We start from the raw sequence: 26,054 nt of genomic DNA on the forward strand, positions 1-26,054 counted from the left end.
ACTACCCAAGCACTGGTCGCACTAGCCCGCAAGCTTGCACGGGTGGTATTTGCTCTGTTGAAAAACCAGAGCGAATACTCACCCAAAGGCGTTTAGGGGCTAGGCATGAACCATAGAATCTCCCACAGTTGAAATGCGTTTCCCCTGTGGGAGCGAGCCTGCTCGCGAAAGCGGTCTAGCGGTTACGAATATCGCAGGGCGTGAGCCGGCTCGATCTTCGCCGCCCGCCACGCCGGGTACACCGTCGCCAGGAAGCTCAGAACAAAGCCCGCCGAGCAGATCAACAGCACATCACCGCCCTGCAATTCCGAAGGCAGGTTGCTGACGAAATACACGTCCGGACTGAAGATGTGCTGCCCGCTGACGCGCTCGACCCAGCCGACCATTTCGCTGACGTTCAGCGCGGCGATAACGCCCAGCACGCCGCCAATAATGGTGCCGACAATACCGATCACCGTGCCCTGAACCATGAAGATCGCCATGATCTGCCGTGGCGTAGCACCGATGGTGCGCAGAATGGCGATGTCCGCGCCCTTGTCGTTCACCACCATGATCAGCGTGGCGATGATGTTGAATGCCGCCACCGCGACGATCATCAGCAACAGCAGGCCGATCATGGTTTTTTCCATTTTCATCGCGCTGAACAGGCTGCCCTGGGTGTGGGTCCAGTCGTCAGCCTTGAACTCGGCGCCCAGGCCAGCGGCGATGTCCGAGGAGACCTTCGGCGCAGCATAAAGATCCTTGACCGCCAGCCGCACGCTCTGCACCTGATTCGGCTGCCAGTGCTGCATGGTTGCGGCATCGGCGACGTGAATCAGACCCATCGAGCCATCCAGCTCGGCGCCGACCTTGAACACGCCGACCACGTTCAAGCGCTGCATGCGCGGGGTGATGCCGCCGGGTGCGGTGCTGACTTCCGGGACGATCAGAGTGATTTTATCGCCGACATTCAGGCGGAAACGCCGCGCCGTGATTTCACCGATCACCACGCCGAACTCGCCAGGTTTCAACGCATCGAGACGGCCTTGCACAATGTGCTGGGCGACGATCGAGACCTTGCCTTCCTGTGCCGGGTCGACGCCGCTGATCTGGATCGGCTGCATCGAACCCTTGTAGGACAGCATGCCTTCCATTTCAGTGAATGGCACAGCGGCGGTCACTTCAGGGTTTTTCATTGCGGCGGCGGCAACCGGCTGCCAATCGTCGATCGGTTTGACGCCGACGATGGTCGCGTGCGGCACCATGCCGAGGATGCGCGAGCTCATCTCGCGCTGGAAGCCGTTCATCACCGACAGCACCACGATCATCGCCAGCACGCCGAGAGCGAGGCCGATCATCGAAGTCATCGAAATGAACGAAACAAAGCGATTGCGGCGCTTGGCGCGGGTATAGCGCGTGCCGATAAAGATCGATAACGGTCTGAACATTCGCAGGGGCACCGTATAAAAATAAAAGACCCGACGCCCTCAGGCATCGGGTTTCGACCAGTCAGATAGGCGTGAGGCAGCCTTCCTGCAACTGCAGGACGCGATCCATCTGGCGGGCCAGATTCATGTCGTGAGTCACCACCAGAAACGCCGTGCGCATCGAAGTGCTCAGTTCGAGCATCAAATCCTGAATACCTTCGGCCGTGTGCAGATCGAGGTTGCCGGTCGGCTCGTCGAGCATCACCAGACCAGGATTGTTCACCAGCGCCCGAGCGATGGCCACACGCTGGCGTTCGCCGCCGGACAGCTCCGAAGGCTTGTGTTCGAGGCGATGGCCGAGGCCGACGCGTTCCAGCAAGGCAGTGGCACGCTGACGCGCTTCGGGAATCGCCGTCTTGCCGATCAACAGCGGCATGCAGACGTTTTCCAGCGCGGTGAATTCCGGCAGCAAATGGTGGAACTGGTAAACAAAGCCGAGCGCGCGGTTGCGCAGCAGGCCGCGCTTCTTCTCGCTCAGGGCCGAAAGCTCTTCGCCGTCGAGCCAGACGCTGCCCTGGGTCGGTGTATCGAGGCCGCCGAGCAGGTTGAGCAAAGTACTTTTGCCCGAACCCGACTTGCCGACGATCGCCACCCGCTCGCCCGGATGCAACTCCAGTTGCAGGCCGGCCAGCACTTGTACCGACTCCGGGCCTTCTTCATAGGACTTGCCCAGGTTGCGGCAGCTCAGAATTGCTTGTTCACTCATGCCCGACTCACTCATAACGTAACGCCTCCGCCGGCTGGGTGCGCGCGGCACGCCAGGCGGGATACAGGGTGGCGAGGAAACTCAGGACCAACGCAGCAGCGCAGACCATGACCACGTCCTGGCTCTGCACCTGCGAAGGAAGATAATCGATGAAATACACGTCAGCATTAAGGAATTTGTGGCCGATCAGGCCTTCCAGTGCGGCGATGGCCGCGCTGACGTTGAGCGCGGCGAAAATCCCGACCACCGCGCCGATTGCGGTGCCGACCACGCCGATCACCGTGCCCTGCACCATGAACGTGCGCATGATCGTGCCCGGTGTCGCGCCCAATGTGCGCAGGATGGCGATGTCGCCCTTCTTGTCGTTGACCACCATCACCAGCGTGGAAATGATGTTGAACGCGGCGACGGCAACGATCAGCAGCAACAGCAGACCGATCATGGCTTTTTCCATGCGGATCGCCTGATACAGATTGCCGTGGGTGCGGGTCCAGTCGCGGGCGTAGTAACGGTCTTCGCCGAGCTGCTGGGCAATGTTCCACGCCTCGCGCGGCGCCTGGAACAGGTCGTCGAACTTCAGGCGCAGGCCCTGCACCTGATCGGCTTTCCAGCGATGCATCTTCGCCAGATCCTGCAGGTTGGTCACGCCCAGATAACCGTCGAGCTCGCCGGCGCCGACGTGGAAAATACCGACCACCGTGAAGCGCTTCATGCGTGGGAACATCCCGGCCGGGGTCACGCTGACTTCCGGCGCGACGAAGGTGACCTTGTCACCGATGCCGACGCCCAGCTTGGTTGCGGCCTTGTCGCCGATGACGATGCCGAAGCTACCGGGCGTCAGGTCGTCGAGTTTGCCTTGCTTCATGAAGTTATCGATGATCGACACGTTGCGTTCGAGCGCAGGATCGATGGCGTTGAGCAGCACTTTGGAGACCTGACCGTTATTGGTCAGCAGGCCCTGCATCTGGGTGAACGGCGCTACTGCCGCCACCTGCCGATTCTGTTTCACCTTGGCCGCGAGGCTCTGCCAGTCGTTGATCGGCTCGCCGGTTTCCAGGGTGGCGTGGGGCACCATGCCCAGCACGCGCGTGCGCATCTCATGGTCGAAGCCGTTCATCACCGACAGCACGACGATCATCACGACCACGCCAAGGGCGAGCCCGATCATCGAAGTCAGGGAAATGAAGGACACAAAATGATTGCGACGCTTTGCACGGGTATAACGCGTGCCGATAAATACGAAGAGAGGTCTGAACATGTCGGGGCTTGTTCGGAGGGAAAAGGAACGTCCTTGTGGCGGGGGTCGATAACCAGCTTTACACTCAGACCACCGCCGCTACCATGGGTTCGCCATGTCGACATTAGATGAAGAAGATCGCCGCGAATACTACCGTATCGAGGACATGATCGCACTGGAAATTCGGCCCCTGTCCGCTCCTGAAGCCGCAGGCGAGGAAGTGTTGCAGGATGCTTCCCCACTCTTCAACCTGCTCAGCGAACTGCACCTGAGCGAATTCGAGTCGCAGCACCTGTTGCGCCAGATCAGCGAGCGCGACCGCGCCATCGCTGCGTTCCTCAAATCACAGAACAAACGCATCGACCTGCTCAGCCAGGTGGTCGCCCTGACCGTGCTCGGCCACATCGGCGAGCCGCAACCGGTGATCATCTCCGAAGGCGGGATCGACTTTCAATATCCCACGCCTATCGCCACCGGCGCGCACCTGTCGGTGAAGCTGGTGCTGATGCCACAGGCCCTGGGCCTGCTGCTGCGCGCCCGGGTCACTCACTGTGATCCCAAGGGTGGTGGCTACGACGTCGGCACCGAGTTCGAACACTTGACCGACGCCCAGCGCCAATTGCTGGCCCGCTACATCTTGCAAAAGCAGGCCCAGGAACGACGCCTGGCCCGTGAACAGAACGAATCAGGCATTTAACTTAAGGAAGAAACGTGACCCTTATCTACGGCCACCGCGGCGCCAAGGGCGAAGCACCGGAAAACACCCTGAGCAGTTTTCAGGCCTGTCTTGCGCATGGCGTGCGCCGCTGCGAACTGGACCTGCACTTGTCCAAGGACGGCGAGTTGATGGTCATCCATGACCCGACGCTCAAGCGCACCACCGACCGGCGCGGCAAGGTGGTCGAGCACACCGCTGCCGAGCTGGTCACCTACGACGCGCGCAAGGGCGGGCCGGGCTGGGTCAAACCGTGCCCGATTCCGACGCTGGAAGAGCTGTTCGAAAAGTGTGATTTCGAGCATTGGCAGCTGGAAGTCAAAAGCGCTTCACGCACCCGCGCGGCAACCACCGTGCTGGCGATTCGCGAAATGGCTCAAAGGCATGGCCTGCTGGACAAGGTGACGATCACCTCGAGTTCGCGGGAAGTGCTGAAAGCGGCGCTGGATCTGGTGCCGGATGTGTCGCGTGGACTGGTCGCCGAATACGCCTGGCTCGACCCGTTGAAGGTCGCGGCGAGCTATGGCTGCGACATTCTCGCGCTGAACTGGACACTGTGTACGCCGGAACGCCTGCAGAAGGCGCAGCGTCAGGGGCTGCATGTGTCGGTGTGGACCGTCAACGAGCCTGCGCTGATGCGCAGACTCGCCGACTTCGGCGTTGACAGCCTGATTACAGACTTTCCCGGTTTGGCCACTGCCACCCTTGAGAATTGCTGAAATCGGTCTCCCCGGCCGGCTCAGGCCACCGGCCGGAGCCCGTCAAAAAAGCCGGTTGAGGCCGTCGTACGCGGCTACCCGATAGGCTTCGGCCATGGTCGGGTAGTTGAACGTCGTGTTGACGAAATACTTCAGCGTGTTCAGTTCGCCCGGCTGGTTCATGATCGCCTGACCAATGTGGACGATCTCTGAGGCCTGATAACCGAAGCAGTGCACGCCCAGCACTTCCAGGGTTTCGCGGTGGAAGAGGATCTTCAGCATGCCTTGCGGCTCGCCGGCGATCTGCGCCCGCGCCATGCTCTTGAAGAACGCCTTGCCGACTTCGTACGGCACTTTCGCCTGGGTCAGCTCCTGCTCGTTCTTGCCGATCGAGCTGATCTCCGGGATGGTGTAGATGCCGGTCGGCACGTCATTGACGAAGCGCCAGCTGCCGTTGTCGACGATGCTGCCCGCCGCCGAACGGCCCTGGTCGTGAGCGGCACTGGCCAGGCTCGGCCAGCCGATCACGTCGCCGGCACCGTAGATGTTCTCTACACAGGTTCGGTAGTTCTGGTCGACTTCGATCTGGCCACGGCTGTTGACCTTGACGCCGATGTTTTCCAGCCCCAACTGGTCGGTGTTGCCGGTACGGCCGTTGCACCAGAGCAAGGCGTCAGCCTTGATCTTCTTGCCGGACTTGAGGTGCAGGATCACCCCGTTGTCGACGCCTTCAACGCGATCGTAATCCTCGTTGTGGCGCACGGTGATGTTGTTGTTGCTGAAGTGGTAGCTCAACGCCTGGGAGATTTCCGAGTCGAGGAAGCTCAGCAATTGCCCACGGTTATCAACCAGCTCAACCAGCACACCCAGACCGCTGAAGATCGAAGCGTATTCGCAGCCAATCACGCCAGCGCCGTAAACGATCAGTTTGCGCGGCGTGTGGCCGAGGCTGAGGATGGTGTCGCTATCGTAGATACGCGGGTGGTGGAAATCGATGTCCGCTGGGCGATAAGGACGTGAACCGGTAGCGATGATGATGTGCTTGGCCACCAGTTTTTCCACGACGCCATTGCCGCAGACCACTTCGATGGTCTGCTCGTCGGCGAAGCTGCCGGTGCCGAAAAACACGTCGACGCGGTTGCGGGCGTAGTAGCCGGTGCGCGAAGCGACTTGCTTGGAAATGACTTTTTCGGCGCTTTTCAACACGTCCGGGAAGGAGAACCAGCGTGGCTCGCCGATCGCGCGGAACATCGGGTTGGTGTTGAACTGCATGATCTGCCGCACCGAGTGACGCAGTGCCTTGGACGGGATGGTGCCGAGGTGGGTGCAGTTGCCGCCGACCTGGCGACGGCTGTCGACCATCGCGACCTTGCGCCCCGCTTTGGCGGCGTTCATTGCCGCGCCTTCTCCCGCCGGGCCGGAACCCAGTACCACCACGTCGTAGTTGTAGACAGCCATGCGTACTCCTCAGAACAGGCCGCGGTGCCAGCAGCACCGGCGGCTAAATCACGCCGAACGGCGGCGCGAAGGAACAATTGGGGGCCAGTACAGAACCCGGACACAGTCTATAGAAGCGTCAACGCCGCGCACATTAACCCTTGGTCGCGTCGTAGGCTACTTTTGCCTGCACTACAACGCCAGCTTTCGTGTTGTCTTCGGTCAGTTTTTTGCGCCAACCAGCCGCTCGAATGCCGGACTGCTGCGGATGACAAAACCTGTATCGGCACGCTCGACAAAGAATGCAGCAATGTCATGCGTTTGGGCATAGTCCCTCGCCCTTTGCGGGCCGAGAATCAGCAACAGCGTCGATAGTCCATCGGCCATCAACGCTGAAGGATGAATCACCGTGACGGACGCCAGGTCGTGCAGGACAGGCGCACCGCTGCGGGCATCGAACGTGTGGGAATAGCGCCGGCCGCCTTGCAGAAAATAGTTACGGTAGTCGCCGGAGGTGGAGACAGCATAACCGTCGATATCAATGACGCGCTCAGCGACCTGCTGATCATCGCGTGGTGCTTCCAGCGCAATGCGCCAGGATGAACCGTCGGGTTTGCTGCCCTGCGCCTTCAACTCGCCCGTGGCTTCGGCCAGGTAATTGTCGATGCCCAGCGCTTGCAGCCTGGCAGCGATGATATCAACCGCGTAACCGGCGGCGAGGCTGTTGAAGTCGACTTCGACGGGCGAGTCTTTGCACAACCGCTCGCCGTCGATGCGCAGATGTTGGTGGCCGACTCGCTGCATCACCTCCGCGACCGCAGCGCTGGAAGGAATTTTTTCCTCCCGGCCTTGCGGACCGAAGCCCCACAGATTCAACAGTGGCTCGACGGTGAGGTCGTAGGACCCTTCGCTTTCTATCGACAGTTTTTCGCCGACGCGGATCAATTCGAGCAGCGGTGCCGGCATGGACTGACAACTGTCGGCCGGCAAAACGTTGAAACGCTCGATGTCCGAATCAACGCGATAAGTGGACAGCTGACGGTCGACTTCGCCGAGGATGGCCTCCACTTCGCGGCGAACCTGCGCGGGATCGGCAAGCCCAGCGTGGCGCACGTATTTGACCGACCACGTGCTGCCCATGGTTGCGCCGCCGACCACCTCCAGGGTGTCGCCATTGCCGCAGCCGACCAACACCGCCACTAAAATCACAAGCCCCGCCCAGCGTCCAGTTAACAAATCTTCATCTCTGCGCAAAACCATGGCGGCCATTATGAACTACAGCGCCCGCGCGCTCCCGCCGGGCGGCAAGCCTTTTTATAAAATTGAAACAGTGAGTAACCGACCATGTCCACCACCCCGGGCACCGGCAAAGCGATCTTTCGCGTTGTCAGCGGCAACTTCCTCGAAATGTTCGACTTCATGGTCTACGGCTTTTACGCCACGGCCATCGCCAAGACGTTCTTTCCCACCGACAGCGCCTTCGCGTCGCTGATGCTATCGCTGGCGACCTTCGGCGCCGGTTTCCTGATGCGCCCGCTCGGGGCAATTTTCCTCGGCGCCTATATCGACCGTCACGGTCGGCGCAAAGGCCTGATCATTACTCTGGCAATGATGGCCGCCGGTACGGTGCTGATCGCCTGCGTGCCGGGCTATGCGACGCTCGGCGTTGCCGCGCCGCTGCTGGTGCTGTTCGGCCGTTTGCTACAAGGCTTCTCGGCGGGCGTCGAGCTGGGCGGTGTTTCGGTGTATCTGGCGGAAATTTCCACGCCGGGGCGCAAAGGTTTTTTCGTCAGTTGGCAGTCTGCCAGCCAGCAAGCGGCGGTGGTCTTCGCCGGACTGCTCGGCGTCGGCCTCAACCACTGGCTGAGCCCGGAGCAGATGGGTGACTGGGGCTGGCGCGTGCCGTTCCTGATCGGCTGCATGATTGTGCCAGTGATCTTCGTCATTCGCCGTTCGCTGGAGGAAACACCCGAGTTCCAGGCTAGAAAACACCGCCCTACCCTGCGCGAAATTGTCCGCTCGATCGGTCAGAACTTTGGCATCGTCATCGCCGGCATGGCGCTGGTGGTGATGACCACAGTGTCTTTCTACCTGATCACCGCCTACACCCCGACCTTCGGCAAGGCTGAACTACACCTGTCCGATCTCGATGCGCTGCTGGTGACGGTGTGCATCGGCCTGTCGAACTTCTTCTGGCTGCCGGTAATGGGTTCGGTGTCCGACCGGATCGGGCGCAAGCCGCTGCTGCTCGCGGCGACCCTTCTGGCAATTCTGACCGCGTACCCGGCGCTGTCGTGGCTGGTGGCGAATCCGAGTTTCAGCCATTTGCTGATCGTCGAATTGTGGCTGTCGTTCCTCTACGGTTCGTACAACGGCGCGATGGTCGTGGCGCTGACCGAAATCATGCCGGTTGAAGTGCGCACCACTGGCTTTTCGCTGGCCTACAGCCTGGCGACCGCGACGTTCGGCGGCTTCACCCCAGCGGCGTGTACTTATCTGATTCATGTGCTGGACAACAAGGCTGCTCCGGGGATCTGGCTCAGCGGCGCGGCGGTGTTGGGGTTGATTGCGACACTGGTGTTGTTTCGTGGCAACAAGCATGAACTGCGAACCGCGCAAGCAGCGGTAGTCGGCGGCGCTCAATAGGACGCCATCGCGAGCAGGCTCGCTCCCACACTGGATCCGTGTCGCTCAGTAATTTCCTGTGGGAGCGAGCCTGCTCGCGAAGGGGCCTGCACCAACAACACACATCTTAAGGCACACAAACAAAAACGCCCCGACCAAAGTCGGGGCGTTTTCATGTGCAGCTATCGCTTAGCGCGGGAACGCTGGCGGATTTACATCAGCCATGTCTTCCATCACGCGAACCACCTGGCAGCTGTAGCCGAATTCGTTGTCGTACCAGACGTACAGCACAACGCGGTTGTCCTGAACGATGGTCGCTTCGGCGTCGACCACACCGGCGTGGCGCGAGCCAACAAAGTCGGTGGACACCACTTCCTGCGAATTGACGAAGTCGATCTGCTTGTGCAGCTCGGAGTGCAGCGCCATGTAGCGCAGGTACTCGTTCATCTCTTCACGGGTGGCGGCTTTCTCAAGGTTGAGGTTGAGAATGGCCATCGACACGTTTGGCGTCGGGACACGGATCGCGTTACCGGTCAGCTTGCCGGCCAGCTCAGGCAGGGCCTTGGCAGCAGCGGTGGCTGCACCGGTCTCGGTGATCACCATGTTCAGCGCGGCGCTGCGGCCACGGCGATCGCCCTTGTGGAAGTTGTCGATCAGGTTCTGGTCGTTGGTGTACGAGTGAACGGTTTCGACGTGACCGTTGATGATGCCGAACTTGTCATTTACAGCTTTGAGCACCGGCACGATGGCGTTGGTGGTGCAGGAAGCCGCAGACACGATCCTGTCGTCAGCGGTGATTTCACCGTGGTTGATGCCGTGAACGATGTTCTTCAGCTTGCCCTTGCCAGGCGCAGTCAGAACAACGCGGTCGATACCCGGGCAGGCCAGGTGCTGACCGAGGCCATCGGCGTCACGCCATACACCGGTGTTGTCCACCAGCAGCGCGTCTTTGATGCCGTACTGGGTGTAATCCACCTCGGTCGGGTTCTTCGCGTAGATCACCTGGATCAGGTTACCGTTGGCGGTGATGGTGTTGTTTTCTTCGTCGATGGTAATGGTGCCGTTGAACGAACCGTGTACCGAATCGCGACGCAGCAGGCTGGCGCGTTTGGTCAGGTCGTTTTCGGCGCCTTTGCGCACGACGATGGCGCGCAGACGCAGGCCGTCGCCACCACCGGTTTTTTCGATCAGGATGCGCGCCAGCAGGCGGCCGATACGACCGAAGCCGTACAGCACAACGTCGGTGCCTTTACGTGCGGAAGCGTTCTGCTGACCAACCACGTCAGCCATTTCTTCGCGAACGAACTGCTCGGCGCTGCGGCCATTGCCTTCGTTACGGAATTTGAACGCCAGCTTGCCCAGATCCACCGAAGCCGCGCCGAGCTTGAGCTCGCTCATGGCTTTGAGCAGCGGGAATGTTTCGTGGACGGAGAGTTCGCTGTCGTCGGAAGAACGGTGGCGAGCAAAGCGGTGAGCTTTGAGAATCGCGATGACAGACTGGTTGATCAGACTGCGGCCATAGATCGAGCTCACCACGTTGTTATTGCGGTAGAGCTGACCGATAAGCGGAATCATCGCTTCTGCGAGTGCTTCACGGTCGATCCATTCACCAAGACACTGGTCGGGCTTCTGAGTCACGGTAACCTTCCACATGTAGGGGCAGAAAAAAGGGGCTACATTATGCCGCCGACAACCTGCCGTAGCAATGCGCGCTGGTCGTGCAATCGGTAACAAATTTCCGTTCAAAAAAATTACGCCCCGCGCCAGCCCAGTAAAACCGCGGCCTGCAGCGCAGTCAATTTTTCGACGAGTGTTAGACGATGTCTGTAACCCTCCGTAACAGCACCCGGTTTCCGCACTACATAACCCTCTAAAAACTGCTCGTTTTTATGGTTACCACTACATTTCGTCAAAACAGCGAAGATAGACGCAGTCTGCAACTGACAGCCAGCACCCGACGCCGCTACAATTACCGACTTTGTCGCAAAGCCTGGAGCTCAACCTTCCGTGCCTGTTCTGCGTCTACCGCTACTCCCTGCCGAGGCAGGCAAACAGCACTGGGGCAATCTGCCCGGTGCTGCCCTCAGTCTGGCGATTGCCGAGGCTGCCAGCGCTGCCAAGCGCTTCACCCTGCTACTGACCGCCGACAGCCAGAGTGCTGAACGGCTGGAACAGGAGCTGAGTTTCTTCGCCCCGGATTTGCCCGTTCTGCATTTCCCCGACTGGGAAACCCTGCCCTACGACCTGTTCTCGCCGCACCAGGACATCATTTCCCAGCGTATCGCCAGCTTGTACCGGCTGCCGGAACTGGCGCATGGCGTGCTGGTGGTGCCGATCACCACGGCCTTGCATAGACTGGCGCCGACCCGCTTCCTGCTCGGCAGCAGTCTGGTGCTGGATATCGGCCAGAAGCTCGACGTCGAGCAGATGCGCGCGCGGCTTGAAGCCAGCGGCTATCGCTACGTCGACACGGTTTATGAGCACGGCGAATTCACCGTGCGTGGCGCACTGATCGATCTGTTCCCGATGGGCAGCAAACTGCCCTATCGCATCGATCTGTTCGACGACGAAATCGAAACCCTGCGCACCTTCGATCCGGAAACCCAGCGTTCGATCGACAAGGTCGAGTCGGTCAAGCTGCTGCCGGCGCGGGAATTCCCGCTGCAAAAAGATGCGGTTACTCGCTTCAAGGCGCGTTTCCGTGAGCGCTTTGACGTCGATTTTCGCCGCTGCCCGATCTTTCAGGACCTCAGCAGCGGCATCACACCGGCCGGTATCGAGTACTACCTGCCGCTGTTTTTCGACGAAACCTCGACGCTGTTCGATTACCTGCCGCAGGACACTCAGGTGTTTTCGCTGCCGGGTATCGAGCAAGCGGCGGAGAATTTCTGGAACGACGTGCGCAATCGTTATGAAGAACGCCGCGTCGATCCTTCGCGTCCTTTATTGCCACCGGCCGAATTGTTCCTGCCGGTCGAAGACTGTTTCGCTCGCCTGAAGACCTGGCCGCGCGTGGTGGCCAGCCAGCAGGATGTGGAAACCGGGGTCGGCCGCGAACGTTTCCCGGCGCACGCGCTGCCGGATCTGGCGATCGAAGCCAAAGCCACACAACCGCTGGCCGCTCTCGCCGCGTTCCTTGATGAGTTCCCCGGTCGGGTGCTGTTCACCGCCGAATCCGCCGGTCGTCGCGAAGTGTTGCTGGAGTTGCTCGAGCGCCTGAAGCTGCGACCGAAAACCGTCGACAGCTGGCCGGACTTCGTTGCAAGCAAAGATCGTCTGGCAATCACCATCGCGCCACTGGATGAAGGTATGGCGCTCGACGATCCGGCGCTGGCGCTGGTTGCGGAAAGTCCGCTGTTCGGTCAGCGCGTCATGCAGCGCCGCCGTCGAGAAAAACGCAGCGACGTCAGCAATGACGCGGTGATCAAGAACCTCACCGAACTGCGTGAAGGCGCGCCGGTGGTGCACATCGACCACGGTGTCGGCCGCTACCTGGGCCTGACGATTCTGGAAATCGACAATCAGGCCGCCGAATTCCTCACCCTGGAATACGCCGAGAACGCCAAGCTCTACGTGCCGGTGGCCAACCTGCACCTGATCGCACGTTATACCGGCAGCGACGACTCGCTGGCACCGCTGCATCGCCTCGGCTCGGAAACCTGGCAGAAAGCCAAGCGCAAAGCCGCCGAACAAGTACGCGACGTCGCCGCCGAACTGCTCGACATCTATGCCCGTCGCGCCGCCCGTGAAGGCTACGCGTTCGCCGACCCGAAAGCCGATTACGCGACGTTCAGTGCTGGCTTCCCGTTCGAAGAAACCCCCGATCAGCAATCGACCATCGAAGCGGTGCGCGAAGACATGCTCGCGCCGAAACCGATGGACCGCCTGGTCTGCGGCGACGTCGGCTTCGGCAAGACCGAAGTGGCGATGCGCGCAGCGTTCATTGCCGTGCACGGCGGTCGGCAGGTGGCGATTCTAGTGCCGACCACCCTCCTCGCCCAGCAGCACTACAACAGCTTCCGCGACCGTTTTGCCGACTGGCCGGTGACCGTGGAAGTGATGAGCCGCTTCAAGTCGGCCAAGGAAGTCAACGCGGCGATCGCTGATCTGGCCGAAGGCAAGATCGACATCGTCATCGGCACGCACAAGCTGCTGTCCGACGATGTGAAGATCAAGAACCTTGGGCTGGTGATCATCGACGAAGAACACCGTTTCGGGGTGCGCCAGAAAGAACAGCTCAAGGCCCTGCGCAGCGAAGTCGACATCCTGACCCTGACCGCAACGCCGATTCCGCGCACGCTGAACATGGCGGTGTCGGGCATGCGCGACCTGTCGATCATCGCCACGCCGCCAGCGCGACGCCTGTCGGTGCGCACCTTCGTCATGGAGCAGAACAAGAGCACGGTCAAGGAAGCCCTGCTGCGTGAACTGCTGCGTGGCGGTCAGGTTTACTACCTGCACAACGATGTGAAGACCATCGAGAAATGCGCCGCCGACCTCGCCGAACTGGTGCCGGAAGCTCGTATCGGTATCGGTCACGGGCAGATGCGCGAGCGCGAACTCGAACAGGTGATGAGCGACTTCTATCACAAGCGTTTCAACGTGCTGATCGCTTCGACCATCATCGAGACCGGTATCGACGTACCGAGCGCCAACACCATCATCATCGAGCGCGCCGACAAGTTCGGCCTGGCGCAACTGCATCAATTGCGTGGTCGCGTCGGCCGCAGTCACCACCAGGCTTACGCCTACCTGCTGACGCCGCCGCGCCAGCAAATCACTTCGGACGCGGAAAAGCGTCTGGAAGCGATCGCCAATACCCAGGACCTCGGCGCCGGTTTTGTGCTGGCGACCAACGACCTGGAAATCCGTGGCGCAGGTGAGTTGCTCGGCGATGGCCAGAGCGGGCAGATTCAGGCCGTGGGTTTTACGCTGTACATGGAAATGCTCGAGCGCGCGGTGAAATCGATCCGCAAGGGCGAGCAGCCCAACCTCGATCAACCGCTGGGTGGCGGCCCAGAGGTCAATCTGCGGGTGCCGGCGCTAATTCCGGAAGACTATCTGCCGGATGTACACGCTCGTCTGATTCTGTATAAACGCATCGCCTCGGCCACCGACGAAGAAGGCCTGAAAGATCTGCAGGTCGAGATGATCGACCGTTTCGGCCTGCTACCGGAGCCGACCAAGAATCTGGTGCGTATCACCGCACTGAAACTGCAGGCGGAAAAGCTCGGCATCAAGAAAGTCGACGGCGGCCCGCAAGGCGGGCGTATCGAGTTCGAGGCACAGACGCCAGTGGACCCGATGACCCTGATCAAGCTGATCCAGACGCAACCAAAACGCTACAAATTCGAAGGCGCCACGATGTTCAAGTTCCAGGTACCGATGGAACGCCCGGAAGAGCGCTTTAATACTGTAGAGGCGCTGTTTGAGCGCCTCCTCCCGAAAACTGTTTAAGGACGCCCAATGCGCCTGTTTCGCTCGCTGACTTTGCTACTCGCTTTGGTAGCACCTTCGGCATTTGCCGACGATACCTATCAGGTCGAAATGATTCTGGTGCGCCAGAATGCAGTACCCGCCATCGTCAGCCGCGCCGCGCCGGAAGACTGGGCCGCCGGCGCGCAGCGCTTGAGCGATGACAGCCAACGCACGCCAGCGCTGAACGACGTGGTCAGCAAACTCGGTGCCAGCGGTGACTACAGCGTATTGCTGCACAAAGCCTGGCAGCAGACCCTGGGCGAAACGCCGGCCAAAGTTGCAGTCAGCGACGGTCAGGAGCAATTCGGGCAGTTCCCGATCGAGGGTACGCTGGAAATGAAACTCGGCCGCTTCACCGATGTGAGCGCCGATTTCTGGGTCAATCAGATCGACGCCAATGGCCTGGTCACCGCCAGTGAGCGCCTGAAACAGGACAGCCACACCAAGAATGGCCAGCTCAATTACCTCGACAATGGCCACCTGGCCCTGCTGATCAAGATCACTTCCCTGACCGCACCTGCGCCACGGGAAGCGCCTGAAGTCGTACCGGACTGATCGAAGTCCCTATGTCACCGCCCCTGAGCAAACCGTTGGCACCCTCTTGGGTCAGCCGGTTCAAGGAACAGAGCCTTGAGCGCGGCCGCCGCTATGCCCTGGAAAACCGCGTGCGCATCGCTCAGGTCGGCGATGCGACCATCACCGCCAGTTGCGAAGGCTCTGGCGGCAGTGTCTATCGTCAGACCATTCACCTGCGCGAGTCGGCCAAAGGCACCTTATTGCTGGTCGACGCCGGTTGCACCTGTCCTGTTCGCAACAACTGCAAACACTGTGCGGCGGTGCTGCTGAAAGTCCAGGAAACCCTCGATTACCCCGCTGCCGCCAAAGACGCCGAGTTGCTGGAAAAACTTCAGGCAGTGCTGGAAAACCGCGGCCCGAAAGCGCCGCCACAAGTGCTGGTCGATAATGTGCAACCGTTGCCCCGCCTGTGGCTGGCCAGCGTCGAGTTCAGCGCCTTCGAACCACGCAACGGGCGCATGCAGCGCTATATCCAGCACCGTGCGGCGCTGTCGTTCAGTTATCTGGACGAGTACGTCAGCGGACAGAAAAACAGCGACATCCTGATTCGTCAGGACACCCAGACCCTGCGCGTCAAACGCCACCCCGACGTCGAGCAGTCCTACCGCGAGCAGTTGCGCATTCTCGGCTTTCGCATCGCCACCCGCCAGAGCAAAGCCCTGCCGGAAAGCGCCGGCGAACTGTACGAAATGGTCAACGACAGCGCCTGGCTGACCTTCACGCTCAATGACCTGCCGAAGTTGCGCAGTCAGGGCTGGGAACTTCAGATCGATGAAGAATTCGGCTTCGACCTGACCGCCGTGGATGACTGGTACGCCACCGTCGAACAGGCGCCGGAGCGTGACTGGTTCGATCTGGAACTGGGCATCATCGTCAACGGCGAACGCCTGAGTCTGCTGCCGATCCTGCTCAACCTGATGCGCTCGCACGCAGAAATCCTCAACCCGGAACGCCTGGCCCGCCGTCGCGATGACGAGCTGATTCTGGTCAACATTCCGCAGCGCAACAGCGAGCACGGGCCACTGCAGGTGGCGCTGCCGCTCGGCCGTTTGAAACCGGTGTTGATGACGCTGGGCGAGTTCTATTTGCAGGAGCCCGGTGAAACCACCCTGCGTCTGAGCAAGGCCGATGCCACGCGCCTCAATTCGCTGGAGGGCATCCCGCTGCTATGGGAAGGCGGCGAGCAGATCCGCACGTTCGCCCAGCGCTTGCGCGACATCCGCGACTTCAGTGCTGAAGCGCCAGAGGGTCTTAATGCGACCTTGCGCCCCTATCAGCTCGAAGGCTTGAGCTGGATGCAATCGCTGCGGCAACTGGAAGTCGGCGGGATTCTCGCGGATGACATGGGGCTGGGCAAAACCCTACAGACCCTGGCGCATATTCTCAGCGAGAAAAACGCCGGACGCCTTGATCGGCCGTGCATGGTGGTGATGCCGACCAGCCTGATCCCCAACTGGCTCGACGAAGCTGCGCACTTCACGCCGCAATTGAAAGTGGTCGCGCTGTATGGCGCCACTCGCAAAAAGCACTTTGATCAGCTCGCGGATTTCGACCTGATCCTGACCACCTACGCGCTGCTGCCCAAGGACGTCGAACGTCTGGCGAAACAGCCGCTGCACGTCTTGGTGCTGGATGAAGCGCAGTACATCAAGAATCCCAACAGCAAAGCGGCACAAGCCGCCCGCGAATTGAACGCGCGCCAACGCCTGTGCCTGAGCGGCACGCCGCTGGAAAACCACCTGGGTGAACTGTGGTCGCTGTTCCACTTTCTGCTGCCGGGCTGGCTCGGTGACGTGAAAAGCTTCAACGCCGATTACCGCGTGCCGATTGAAAAGCGCGGCAGTGAAGTCAGACTTCAGCACCTCAACGGTCGAATCAAACCGTTTCTGCTGCGCCGCACCAAAGAGCAGGTGGCGACCGAGTTGCCGCCGAAAACCGAGATCATCCACTGGGTCGATCTCAACGAAGCGCAACGCGACGTCTACGAAACCATGCGCCTGGCCATGGACAAGAAAGTCCGCGACGAGATCACTCGCAAAGGCGTGGCGCGCAGCCAGATCATCATTCTTGAAGCACTGCTCAAGCTGCGTCAGGTCTGCTGCGATCTGCGCCTGGTCAACGACGCCACCCTGCCCGCCCGCGGCAGCACCTCGGGCAAGCTCGACAGCTTGATGGAAATGCTCGAAGAGTTGTTTGAGGAAGGTCGGCGGATTTTGCTGTTTTCCCAATTCACCTCGATGCTCGCGCTGATCGAAGACGAACTGAAAAAACGCAAGATCGCCTACGCACTGCTGACCGGCCAGACCCGTGATCGGCGCACACCGGTGAAGGAATTTCAGAGCGGCAAGCGTCAGATCTTTCTGATCAGTCTGAAGGCCGGCGGTGTGGGTTTGAACCTGACCGAGGCGGACACGGTGATTCACTACGACCCGTGGTGGAACCCGGCGACCGAGAATCAGGCGACAGACCGGGCGTACCGGATCGGCCAGGAAAAACCGGTCTTCGTGTACAAGATGATTGCCCGCGGCACCGTGGAAGAGAAAATTCAGCACCTGCAGAAGGAAAAGTCCGACCTCGCCGCGGGAGTGCTGGATGGGCGCAAGGCCGGGGACTGGAAATTGCAGAGCGATGATATTGAAGCGTTGTTTGCGCCGTTGCCGGACAAGATCGACAAGCGCTGAGATTTGCGTCGCTGGCTAGATTCCTTTCGCGAGCAGGCTCGCTCCCACATTGGATCTCCAGTGAATCTGGATTCAGTGTGGGAGCGAGCCTGCTCGCGAAGGGTCCCGACTCGGTTCAAACCCTGAACCTCAATCCCTGGAAACAGGCAACGGCGCAAACAGCGCCTCGATATCGCCCTGCTCCAATTTGAAACCACCCGTCGTACCGCCTTCCAGCACCGCCCCGGCCAGCGCAGCCTTCTCTTGCTGCAACGCCTGGATTTTTTCTTCCACCGTGCCCCGGGCAATCAGCTTGTAGACGAACACCGGGTTGTTCTGCCCGATGCGATAGGCCCGATCGGTGGCCTGATTTTCCACCGCCGGGTTCCACCACGGATCGAAGTGAATCACCGTGTCGGCGGCGGTCAGGTTCAAACCAGTGCCGCCGGCCTTGAGGCTGATCAAAAACAGCGGCACCTTGCCACCCTGAAAATCCTTCACCGGCGTGCGTCGATCGGTAGTGTCGCCGGTCAGCAGCGAATAGCCGATCCCGCGCTGCTGCAACTCTTGCTCGATCAATGCGAGCATCGAGGTGAATTGCGAGAACAGCAGAATCCGCCGCCCTTCGCCAAGCAGCTCTTCGAGCATTTCCATCAAACTGATCAACTTGCCGCTGCCGGAACGCAGCGCCTTGGCCGACAGCGGCGTGTTGATCAGCCGCAGGTCGCAGCAGACCTGACGCAGCTTGAGCAAGGCATCGAGAATGATGATCTGGCTGCGCGCGACGCCGCTGCGGGCGATTTCGTCGCGGACCTTTTTGTCCATGGCCACGCGCACGGTTTCATAGACATCGCGCTGACCATCGCTGAGTTCGACCCAATGCACGATTTCGGTTTTCGGCGGCAACTCGGTGGCCACCTGATCTTTCTTGCGGCGCAGCAGGAACGGTTTTATCCGCGCGGTCAGGTGCTGCATGCGCCCGGCATTGCCGTGTTTTTCGATCGGCGTACGGTAGTCGCGATTGAAGGTTTTGCTGTCGCCCAGCCAACCCGGCATCAGGAAGTGGAACTGCGACCACAGCTCGCCCAAGTGGTTTTCCAGCGGCGTGCCACTCAGGCACAGGCGCTGACCGGCCTGCAAATCGCGGGCAGCCTGGGCGGCCTTGCTTACCGGGTTCTTTATGTTCTGCGCTTCGTCGAGAATCAACACGCTCCACGGCTGCGACTGCAGCACTTCCAGATCCCGTGGCAGCAACGCATAGGTGGTCAGCACCAGATCGTATTCGGTCAGGCTGGCGAAATCCTTCTGCCGGGCCGATCCGTGCAGCGCCAGCACCTTGAGTTGCGGGGTGAAGCGCTGCGCCTCGTCCAGCCAGTTGGGAATCAGGCTGGTGGGCATCACCGCCAACGCCGGACGATCGAGACGCCCGGCCTGTTTTTCCGTCAGCAGGTGTGCCAGGGTCTGCAGGGTTTTGCCCAGTCCCATATCATCGCCGAGAATGCCGCCCACCCCCAGCTCGCGCAGGGTCTGCATCCAGTTCAGGCCTTCGAGTTGATACGGGCGCAACTGCGCGTTGAGGCCGGCAGGTGCTGTGACCGGGGTGTAAGTCGATTCGCGTATACGCCTGGCAAAACTGCGCAGGCGTTCGCCGCCCTGCCAGGTCAGAGGCACCCCGTCGAGCAGCGTCAGACGTGCCGCATCCGGAGCGCTCAAACGCAAGCTTTCAACGCGGCGGCCGCCGAGATACAACTCACTCAGCGTGGCCATCAGCGGTTTGACCCGGCCGTAAGGCAGTGCGACTTTGCCACCGTCGGCAGCACCAATCAGCCCGCCCCTCAACTCAACCAACAACAGCTCATCGTCACCGCGCTCTGCCAGGGAAACAGGATCAAGCAACTGTGGCTGGCTACGCAGCAGATGCAGAAGAATCGGCAACAGGCTGTGGCGCTCGCCATTAACGACGATGCCCAGCTGCAAATCGAACCACTGCCGACCGGTATCCTCTTCGATCTCGGCGTACCAGTCTTCGACCGGCTCCACGTTGAAATGGAAATTGCTGCTGACATCGACCTCCCAGCCAGCCTCGCGCAAGACCGGGATACCCTGCTGGGCAAAGGTCAGCCACGCAGAATCATCGGGCAGCGTGAACATCTCACCTGGAAGATCGATGCTGCTTTTGCGCGAGGCTTTCTTGAAGCCGTGTTTTTGCAGTTGTTGACGCAAGGCTTTTTCGGCAGCCGGTTGGCGTTGAATCCGCTGGGTTTCGGCGCCCGACAGGATCATGACTTCCTGGTTACGATCCTGCGCCGGATGGCCATCGTAGGTGAACAGCAACGCGGCACGGTGCTCTGGCTCGTATTCCCAGCGCGTGTAGCGTTTGCCGCTCGCCAGGAGCAAATAGCCTTGGGGAGCCACATCCTCAACGATCCTTTCCGTCAGCTTTTTCGGCGGTGCCACTTGAGTGGCCGCGCTCATGCGATGGCTGAACTGCAGCGCCTGGTGCGCCGGAATTTCCGGTGCCAGGGCGAGGTGGCAGGCCAGCTTCTCATCAAGATCATTGACTAACACACCGATCTGGCGCTGCTCGCGATCCAGATAATAAAGAGGCTCCAGTGCGAGCACGGTTTCCACCGGCGCCTCAGCGCTTGTCCATTGCGGGCGATAACTGCCGTCAGCCTGCTCAGCCCAGGCAAATTGCGCATTGCGGCTGGCGCCCGCCGTCAGCGGCTGCAAGGTTTGAAAGTCGAGGAACAGCCGGGACGTGCGCAAAAGCATTTCCAGCAGTTCGGCACCGCTGCTGCCCTCCAGCGGATAACCGCTGTAATAGGCGTGATGGGAGTGCATTGCCACCAGCAGACGGGCAATGCGCAGATCCTGCTCGGTCAGGTAACCGGGCTGGCGCATCAGCAGGTCCGACAGCGAGTACAACGGTTTGACGTCGCGCAGCTCACCGCTCTTGAGCTGATAAACCTTGAATATATCCAGCTGCCACTTGCCGGCAACCGGTGAAGCCTTCAGTTGATAAAACAGCCGCGTGCTCGCCGCTTGCGAAGTTTCCTCGGCAGGCTGGTCGGTCGCGGGAATGGTGGACAGCCAATGCTCGAGTGAGCGACCGAGCTCAACCGAGGCCTCCTGCCCGGAGACTTCGCTGACATTCATATCCAGACAATAAAGCACCGCCGCACAATGCTTGCAGTCGAAGCCGACCGGACACGAGCAATAGCAAAGCAGCCCGCCCCCGTCTCGGTACCTGGCTATGGACAGGGTTTGCTCATAGGCCGTCTGATTGGACCCGACGCAGAATGCGGTGATTTGCCTGTCATTGACTTCGAGGATCTCGACGCGATCCTCGAGCGCATAAGCGCGAGCCTTGGCCAGCGCGTTGCTCGTGAACGCGTCGGTCCACGGCAGCGAAAGGATTTCCTCGATAAGCGCGCTCATGAACAGTCCTTAGCCGGCCAACACCCGCGCCAACGTCGATTTGACCTTGCCCATGCCAGCGTGCAGCGCCTGCTCGATTTCGGCCATGGTGATCACTTCGGTCGTCTTGCCCGCCGCCGGGTTCACCACCAATGCCAGACAGGCGTAATCCAGGTCCAGCTCACGGGCAAGCGCGGCTTCCGGCATGCCGGTCATACCGACGATGTCGCAGCCGTCACGCTCCAGGCGCACGATCTCGGCGACCGTTTCCAGACGCGGGCCCTGGGTGCAGGCGTAAACGCCCTGGTCGCTGTACTCGCAGCCTTCGGCAGCCACGGCGCCGATCAAACGCTGGCGCAGCGCTTCGCTGTAGGGAAAGCTGAAATCGATGTGCGTGACGTGTTCCAGGTCATCGGCGAAAAAGGTGTGCTCGCGGCCGCTGGTGTAGTCGACGATCTGGTGCGGCACGCAGAAATGCCCGGTGCCCATCGCCGGATGAATCCCACCCACCGCGTTCACCGCGATGATTGCTTCGGCGCCGGCCTGCTTCAACGCCCAAAGGTTGGCTCGGTAGTTGACTTTGTGTGGCGGGAAGCGATGCGGATGGCCGTGACGAGCGAGAAACAGCACTTCCCTGCCGGCGTACTCGCCAATCTGCACCTCGGCCGAGGGCGCGCCATAAGGCGTGTCCACCGCCAGCGACTGGCGAATGCTCAAGCCTTCGAGCTGGGTCAGCCCGGTGCCACCGATGATTGCGTAAACGGTCATAGCGAAAATCCTTAATCGATCAGTTGAGCGTCTTTGAGCGCGCCGATGGCGGTGAGCCAACGCGGATCCTGACGATAATCTGTGCTGGCGAAGGCCTGACCACGCATGCGCGCGATACGCCCGGACGGCTTGACCTTCATGCGCTGCGCGGCGCTGAGCGCGAGTTCGGCGGCGGCGCGATCGTTGCACACCAGGCCCATGTCGCAACCGGCAGTGAGTGCGGCCTCAATGCGACTGGCGGCGTCGCCGACCACGTGGGCGCCGGCCATCGACAGGTCGTCGCTGAAAATCACCCCGTCAAACTGCAATTCGCCGCGCAGGATGTCCTGCAGCCAGCGGCGAGAGAAACCGGCCGGCTGCGCATCGACTTGCGGATAGATGACGTGAGCCGGCATCACTGCGGCCAGCTGCTTGCTGAGCCTGGCGAAGGGCACCAGATCGTTGGCGCGTATCTCTTCGAGGCTGCGCTCGTCGTTCGGGATCGCCACATGCGAATCCGCCTCGGCCCAACCGTGGCCGGGGAAATGCTTGCCAGTGGCGGCCATGCCGGCGCTGTTCATGCCGCGAATGAATGCTCCAGCGAGCAAGGCGGCGCGCTCCGGGTCGCCTTCGAACGAACGGGTACCGACCACGGCACTGCGCTGATAGTCCAGATCGAGCACCGGGGCGAAGCTCAGGTCGAGACCGACCGCCAGCACTTCGGTGGCCATGATCCAGCCGCACTGCTCGGCCAGGTATTCGGCGTTCGGGTTGTCGGCGATGGCGCGCATCGCCGGCAGACGCACAAAGCCCTGACGCAGACGCTGCACCCGGCCGCCTTCCTGATCCACCGCCAGCAGCAGATCCGGGCGCACCGCGCGGATCGCCCCGCTGAGCTCGCGCACTTGTCGTGGATGCTCGATGTTGCGGGCAAAGATGATCAGGCCGCCCACTTCGGGCTGGCGCAACAATTGGCGATCTTCGGCCGTCAGCCAGGTACCGGCGACGTCCACCATCAACGAGCCTTGCAGGCCAGCAGTCATAGAAATTCCTTGAAAGCAGAAAACCCGATCAACAGCCAGTTGCTGCCGTGAGCAGCGCTCGGCAGGTCAGTGACTTTTCTGTTGATCGGGTTCAGAACGAGAATCGGCATGGGCGGCTAGCTTAGCGGATCCCCGCTGCCGCGCCCACCCGTGTGCGGTCAAACCTTGGCGGCGACCGGTGTCGATTTGCTGCGTGGACGCAATTGTGCGGTGGCCATGGCAGCATCCGTGACGCCGGTTTCAGCGCGCATCCCGGCGGCGAGGAATGGCACCATCAGACGCATCACTTGCTCGATCGAGGTATTGACGCCGAAATCAGTCTCGGCGATCGCACGCAAGGCCTTGATGCCGGACATGCTGAACGCGGCGGCGCCGAGCATGAAATGCACGCGCCAGAACAGCTCGATCGGTGGAATACGCGGCGCCGCTTCGTTGACCAGCAACATGTAGCGACGGAATACCTTGCCGTACATGTCTTCCAGATAACGGCGCAAGTGGCCCTGGCTCTGACTGAAAGCGAGGCCGAGCAAACGCATGAAGATCGACAGGTCGTTGCCGCTGCGCGGTTGAACCACCAGCGCCTGCTCGACGAGAATTTCCAGCAGTTCTTCGAGGGTCGGCTTGTTTTCAGGTTTGGCCTGGCGTCGCTCAAGCTCTTTGTCGAGGCTGATGCAGAACGGCCCGAGGAAACGCGAGAACACCGCTTGAATCAGCGCTTTCTTCGAGCCGAAGTGATAGTTCACCGCTGCCAGGTTGACGCCGGCCTTGCTGGTAATCAAACGCAATGAAGTTTCCGCGAAACCTTTTTCCGCGAACAACTGTTCGGCAGCATCAAGAATGCGTTCAACGGTTTCCGACTGGGCCATGGCTACTCCGCCTGACAAACACTTGTTTGAAACATACGTTTCAGCCTATGCAATGTCAAGCCTGCCGGTTCGTTTTGGGAATGGTCGGTCAGCTATTTAACCACACAAGTTCGGCGCTTTAAAAAGCGCGCCTGCCGACCGTCTGGCGGCGTGCCGAAAAACGGCGATTGCCAAGCTCGCTTCACTGTATATAATCCCAGTCACTGTATAAAAAGACAGAGCGATCATTATGCTAAAGCTGACGCCACGCCAAGCCGAGATTCTGGCCTTTATCAAACGCTGCCTAGAAGACAACGGCTATCCGCCAACCCGCGCGGAAATCGCTCAGGAGCTGGGCTTCAAATCGCCCAATGCCGCTGAAGAACACCTCAAGGCGCTGGCCCGCAAAGGCGCCATCGAGATGACGCCCGGCGCTTCTCGCGGAATTCGCATTCCCGGCTTCGAGGCCAAACCCGACGACTCCACGCTGCCGATCATTGGCCGGGTCGCCGCCGGTGCGCCAATCCTCGCCCAGCAGCACATCGAAGAATCCTGCAACATCAATCCGGCCTTCTTCCATCCCCGCGCCGACTACCTGTTACGCGTCCACGGCATGAGCATGAAGGACATCGGCATTTTCGACGGTGACCTGCTGGCAGTCCACACCACGCGCGAAGCACGCAACGGTCAAGTCGTCGTCGCCCGTATCGGCGATGAAGTCACGGTCAAACGCTTCAAGCGTGAAGGCAGCAAGGTCTGGCTGATTGCCGAGAACCCCGAGTTCGCCCCTATCGAAGTCGACCTGAAAGATCAGGAACTGGTGATCGAAGGCTTGAGTGTCGGCGTCATCCGCCGCTAATAGGAGGCTTTATGCAGTTCCCACATACCCCTCAGCAAACACAACTGCCTTTGTTCGAAGCGTTTCTGGCGCAACCGTTGGCGCCGATTCTGAAAGACGTGGTCGAGCGCCCATGGGCTGCCGAACCGGAAGTGTTCAGTGAGCTGTCACTGCGCGGTGCTGCCGGGAACTGTCTGAATCTTCTTGCCCCGATCCTTCGCGAACTCAGCGAGGATCAGGATGCGCGCTGGCTGACACTGATCGCACCACCCGCCAGCCTGACCCAAACCTGGCTGCGGGACGCCGGCCTGAACCGTGAACGCATTCTGCTGCTGCAACCGCGGGGTGCGCAAAGCGCTCAACAACTGGCGTGCGAAGCGTTGCGACTGGGCCGCAGTCACACTGTAGTGACCTGGCTCAATCCGCTGAACGCCAGCTTGCGCCAGCAACTGATCAGCGCCGCCCGTACAGGCGATGCGCAAAGTTTGAATATTCGATTGGGTTGATGGCTATGTAACTCGCGCTGTATGAAGCGCAGGGCTTCTCCATGGACAGAGAAGCCGATCTGAAGCGGTAATGTCTGATGATGAAAACAGGCCAGGATTAATGAAGAACCCGCGGCCCTTCTTCCTTATCAAACTCGCCTTCGACCATGCGGCCGGCCATTTGCACGCCAACGCTCAACATCGCCTTGGCGATTTCGACATGCTGACCCTGCAGGAACGCTTTGGCATCCTCGGAGAAATCCAGTGTCACCAAAGAACCTTCGTCCTCAGCTCTGCGCAGTTCGATTCGGCCGTCTGGTAACTCGACAATTTCTAGAAAGGACGTTGGCATAAAAGTCTGTTCTCCACGAAAGGCAGGCATTATATAGACATCATTCGGGCTTCGCTCAGGATCTTGACCAGTAGCATGTTTCAGATTGCCACCGCGTCAATCGCCCTCAGCATTCATTCAGGCCTTCGCGAAAACGAATGGCCAGGCCTTTCAGATTCTGCCGCCAGCTCTCCAGCTCCTCACGACTCAACTCCTCCGGCGCCTGCTCTTCATCCAGATTGATCGCCTGGATCAACGGCTGCGTTACGTCGCCCTTAGGTTTGTGCGGCACTCGCGGTGGCTGAAACAACGCCGAATGCGCTGCCAGCAATTTTGCCAGCCAGGTTTCCGGATTACCCGCCAGCTCGACCATTTCCGCCAGCTCCGGAATTGCAATCGACTCTAGCACTTCACGGGTCAGCAACATTTCTGCGCGCGGCGCACTCGCCTGCGGCAGGCGATAAAAACCGGCGATCTCATGGCAAAGCCCCAGCAAGGCACCGTAGAGGTGAAAGAGCGTTGATTCACGCCCGGCCTGAATCAGCGCCAGCGAATTCATTGCCCGTCCTTCCTCGGCGCGAGCCAGGGCTTCCAGCGACAGGCCGGCGAAATAGATTTTCTGGTTAGTACGGGTATAGAGTTCGTGAGCCATGACGGCAGTCTCCACGACGAAATAATTGCTTCACACGGGCCGGACAGTGTCATGGATCAGCCGATCCGACCGCAAGCACAAAACAAAAAGGCCGC

The 26,054-nt window shown here is 60.4% G+C and carries 20 protein-coding genes; 8 read left to right on the forward strand and 12 right to left on the reverse strand.

Features of this window, described 5'->3' with window-relative positions:
* Positions 1-182: 182 nt before the first annotated feature.
* From V6F91_RS26840 to V6F91_RS26850, 3 genes are all read right to left on the reverse strand, one after another.
* On the reverse strand, positions 183-1,427 hold the full coding sequence (locus tag V6F91_RS26840) for a lipoprotein-releasing ABC transporter permease subunit (protein WP_332769821.1): 1,245 nt from the start codon (positions 1,425-1,427) through the stop codon (positions 183-185).
* A gap of 61 nt (positions 1,428-1,488) precedes the next feature.
* Positions 1,489-2,187, reverse strand: a complete 699-nt coding sequence (lolD, locus tag V6F91_RS26845; RefSeq protein ID WP_093099885.1) for a lipoprotein-releasing ABC transporter ATP-binding protein LolD — start codon at positions 2,185-2,187, stop codon at positions 1,489-1,491.
* The gene (locus V6F91_RS26850) at positions 2,180-3,430 is read right to left on the reverse strand and encodes a lipoprotein-releasing ABC transporter permease subunit (RefSeq protein WP_258448542.1); all 1,251 of its coding nucleotides are present in this window, start codon (positions 3,428-3,430) and stop codon (positions 2,180-2,182) included. The genes lolD and V6F91_RS26850 overlap by 8 nt, the downstream gene beginning before the upstream one ends.
* Before the next feature lie 94 nt (positions 3,431-3,524).
* Here V6F91_RS26850 and V6F91_RS26855 point away from each other — a divergent pair, with 94 nt between their 5' ends.
* Together V6F91_RS26855 and V6F91_RS26860 are read left to right on the forward strand one after the other, a co-directional pair.
* On the forward strand, positions 3,525-4,106 hold the full coding sequence (locus V6F91_RS26855) for a PilZ domain-containing protein (protein ID WP_332769826.1): 582 nt from the start codon (positions 3,525-3,527) through the stop codon (positions 4,104-4,106).
* 14 nt (positions 4,107-4,120) lie between these two features.
* Positions 4,121-4,843, forward strand: coding sequence for a glycerophosphodiester phosphodiesterase (locus V6F91_RS26860; protein WP_332769828.1), 723 nt, complete (start codon positions 4,121-4,123; stop codon positions 4,841-4,843).
* 42 nt (positions 4,844-4,885) lie between these two features.
* On the opposite strand, the gene sthA is transcribed toward V6F91_RS26860, so the two are convergent.
* Positions 4,886-6,280 carry a Si-specific NAD(P)(+) transhydrogenase gene (gene sthA / locus V6F91_RS26865; protein WP_090284726.1) on the reverse strand — a complete coding sequence of 465 codons (1,395 nt, stop codon included), beginning with the start codon at positions 6,278-6,280 and terminating at the stop codon, positions 4,886-4,888.
* A gap of 201 nt (positions 6,281-6,481) precedes the next feature.
* Positions 6,482-7,528: an FAD:protein FMN transferase gene (locus V6F91_RS26870; RefSeq protein WP_332769831.1), complete on the reverse strand. Its 1,047-nt coding sequence runs from the start codon at positions 7,526-7,528 to the stop codon at positions 6,482-6,484.
* 75 nt (positions 7,529-7,603) lie between these two features.
* Here V6F91_RS26870 and V6F91_RS26875 point away from each other — a divergent pair, with 75 nt between their 5' ends.
* A complete protein-coding gene (locus V6F91_RS26875) occupies positions 7,604-8,905 on the forward strand; it encodes an MFS transporter (RefSeq protein WP_332769833.1) in 1,302 nt (433 codons plus the stop codon).
* Positions 8,906-9,073: 168 nt separating this feature from the next.
* Here the strand turns inward: V6F91_RS26875 and V6F91_RS26880 are convergent, their stop codons facing one another.
* Positions 9,074-10,537, reverse strand: a complete 1,464-nt coding sequence (locus V6F91_RS26880) for a glyceraldehyde-3-phosphate dehydrogenase (protein ID WP_332769835.1) — start codon at positions 10,535-10,537, stop codon at positions 9,074-9,076.
* A 354-nt stretch (positions 10,538-10,891) separates the two neighbouring features.
* On the opposite strand from V6F91_RS26880, the gene mfd reads away from it, so the two are divergent.
* The 3 genes from mfd to V6F91_RS26895 are packed head-to-tail and all read left to right on the forward strand — an operon-like array spanning position 10,892 to position 17,619.
* Entirely contained in the window at positions 10,892-14,341 is a 3,450-nt protein-coding gene (gene mfd, locus V6F91_RS26885; protein ID WP_332769837.1) for a transcription-repair coupling factor, read from the forward strand.
* 9 nt (positions 14,342-14,350) lie between these two features.
* Positions 14,351-14,917 carry a CsiV family protein gene (locus V6F91_RS26890; protein ID WP_332769840.1) on the forward strand — a complete coding sequence of 189 codons (567 nt, stop codon included), beginning with the start codon at positions 14,351-14,353 and terminating at the stop codon, positions 14,915-14,917.
* An 11-nt stretch (positions 14,918-14,928) separates the two neighbouring features.
* Positions 14,929-17,619 carry a DEAD/DEAH box helicase gene (locus V6F91_RS26895; protein ID WP_332769842.1) on the forward strand — a complete coding sequence of 897 codons (2,691 nt, stop codon included), beginning with the start codon at positions 14,929-14,931 and terminating at the stop codon, positions 17,617-17,619.
* Between the two features lie 129 nt (positions 17,620-17,748).
* Here V6F91_RS26895 and V6F91_RS26900 read toward each other — a convergent pair whose 3' ends face one another.
* From V6F91_RS26900 to V6F91_RS26915, 4 genes are all read right to left on the reverse strand, one after another.
* Positions 17,749-21,039, reverse strand: coding sequence for an SNF2-related protein (locus tag V6F91_RS26900; protein WP_332769844.1), 3,291 nt, complete (start codon positions 21,037-21,039; stop codon positions 17,749-17,751).
* Positions 21,040-21,048: 9 nt separating this feature from the next.
* A complete protein-coding gene (locus V6F91_RS26905; protein WP_332769846.1) occupies positions 21,049-21,786 on the reverse strand; it encodes an S-methyl-5'-thioinosine phosphorylase in 738 nt (245 codons plus the stop codon).
* An 11-nt stretch (positions 21,787-21,797) separates the two neighbouring features.
* The gene (gene nagZ, locus V6F91_RS26910) at positions 21,798-22,808 is read right to left on the reverse strand and encodes a beta-N-acetylhexosaminidase (RefSeq protein WP_332769848.1); all 1,011 of its coding nucleotides are present in this window, start codon (positions 22,806-22,808) and stop codon (positions 21,798-21,800) included.
* A gap of 158 nt (positions 22,809-22,966) precedes the next feature.
* On the reverse strand, positions 22,967-23,674 hold the full coding sequence (locus V6F91_RS26915; RefSeq protein ID WP_007910473.1) for a TetR/AcrR family transcriptional regulator: 708 nt from the start codon (positions 23,672-23,674) through the stop codon (positions 22,967-22,969).
* A 229-nt stretch (positions 23,675-23,903) separates the two neighbouring features.
* On the opposite strand from V6F91_RS26915, the gene lexA reads away from it, so the two are divergent.
* The gene (gene lexA, locus V6F91_RS26920) at positions 23,904-24,512 is read left to right on the forward strand and encodes a transcriptional repressor LexA (protein ID WP_090284744.1); all 609 of its coding nucleotides are present in this window, start codon (positions 23,904-23,906) and stop codon (positions 24,510-24,512) included.
* Positions 24,513-24,523: 11 nt separating this feature from the next.
* On the forward strand, positions 24,524-24,997 hold the full coding sequence (sulA, locus tag V6F91_RS26925; RefSeq protein ID WP_332769852.1) for an SOS-induced cell division inhibitor SulA: 474 nt from the start codon (positions 24,524-24,526) through the stop codon (positions 24,995-24,997).
* Between the two features lie 97 nt (positions 24,998-25,094).
* Here the strand turns inward: sulA and V6F91_RS26930 are convergent, their stop codons facing one another.
* Both V6F91_RS26930 and V6F91_RS26935 read right to left on the reverse strand, forming a co-directional pair.
* The gene (locus tag V6F91_RS26930) at positions 25,095-25,328 is read right to left on the reverse strand and encodes a hypothetical protein (protein WP_003226592.1); all 234 of its coding nucleotides are present in this window, start codon (positions 25,326-25,328) and stop codon (positions 25,095-25,097) included.
* Positions 25,329-25,434: 106 nt separating this feature from the next.
* Entirely contained in the window at positions 25,435-25,959 is a 525-nt protein-coding gene (locus tag V6F91_RS26935; protein WP_332769854.1) for a DUF6586 family protein, read from the reverse strand.
* Between the last annotated feature and the right edge of the window lie 95 nt (positions 25,960-26,054).

This window comes from Pseudomonas koreensis (genome assembly GCF_036668835.1).
Lineage (GTDB): Bacteria > Pseudomonadota > Gammaproteobacteria > Pseudomonadales > Pseudomonadaceae > Aquipseudomonas > Aquipseudomonas koreensis_I.